This window comes from Burkholderia sp. SCN-KJ, from assembly GCF_024656005.1.
Lineage (GTDB): Bacteria > Pseudomonadota > Gammaproteobacteria > Burkholderiales > Burkholderiaceae > Burkholderia.
On record NZ_JANKOG010000093.1, the window covers coordinates 1 to 930 of the forward strand.

3 protein-coding genes are annotated in these 930 nt (G+C 63.9%); all 3 read right to left on the reverse strand.

The window, feature by feature from the left end; all coding sequences use genetic code 11:
• Window positions 1–293 (reverse strand): transposase (locus NQV17_RS37765; RefSeq protein ID WP_257776155.1); only part of this gene is annotated, 293 nt, incomplete at its 3' end.
• Between the two features lie 62 nt (window positions 294–355).
• Window positions 356–703, reverse strand: coding sequence for an IS66 family insertion sequence element accessory protein TnpB (gene tnpB, locus NQV17_RS37770; protein WP_221624093.1), 348 nt, complete (start codon window positions 701–703; stop codon window positions 356–358).
• A partial coding sequence (locus NQV17_RS37775) for an IS66 family insertion sequence element accessory protein TnpB (protein WP_257776156.1) occupies window positions 691–930 on the reverse strand: 240 nt, incomplete at its 5' end. The genes tnpB and NQV17_RS37775, both read right to left, overlap by 13 nt.

Genomic DNA, 930 nt, shown 5'->3' on the forward strand with positions numbered 1-930 from the left:
TCCATCTCGATGGCAACCAGGTCGCCATCGACGGCCTCGTCGAGCAGGTTCATCTGCTCACTGTTGAGCTGTTCGCTGCGCCGGCCGAACTGCTGGCGCTTGAGGACCGAGACCTCGTGGGTGAGTTGATCGATACGGGTCTGCCGGTAGCGTAGTTCTTGGTCTCGCTCACTCGCTTCCCGCTCCTTCTCCTTGATCGTCTGGTCCTTCGCCTCGACCTCGGCTATCAGTTGCGCTGTCAGGGCGCGCAACTGTTCCGGGCTGAGTGCGTCGAGGTCGGCAGGCAAGTTCATGCGGGCCAGTCTGCCAGAACCCTGCAGACGGCGGAAGCGCAACTGTTTACGTCCCGCGGGACTCAGACGACACGGATCACGCCGTCCTCGCCGATGCGTTGCCACGGCAAGCCCAGCACCAGGCCGGCCAGCTGTTCGTGCGTCAAGGCACGCTGCTTGGGTTCGCTGCCGAGGTGCGGCCAGGCGAACTGCCCCTGATTCAGACGTCGCGCGGCCAGCCAGATGCCGATCCCATCGTGGATCAGGACCTTCATGCGGTTGGCGCGCCGATTGGTGAACAGATAGGCATGGTGTGGGTGCGCGGCGCCGAACACCTTGACCACACGTGCCAAGGCCGTATCGAAACCGGCACGCATGTCCAATGGATCGACCGCCAGCCAAATCTCGTCGACACGGATCACCGCAGCCACTCGCGCAGCCAGGCGGCACACTGGGTTGCTTCGGATACCGGCCAACTCACCGTGACCGACTGATCTCCCCGGCGCACCTCGATACGGATCTCTGGCGAATGCGGACTCGGCGTTCCCAATGCCAACGGCACAAAGGCTGGCAGTGACGGTGGCGTGGCCGGTGGACGGCCCAACGGTCTCTTGGGAAGTCGACCTTCCGCCTGATCGATCCAGCGCCGCAGCAGATT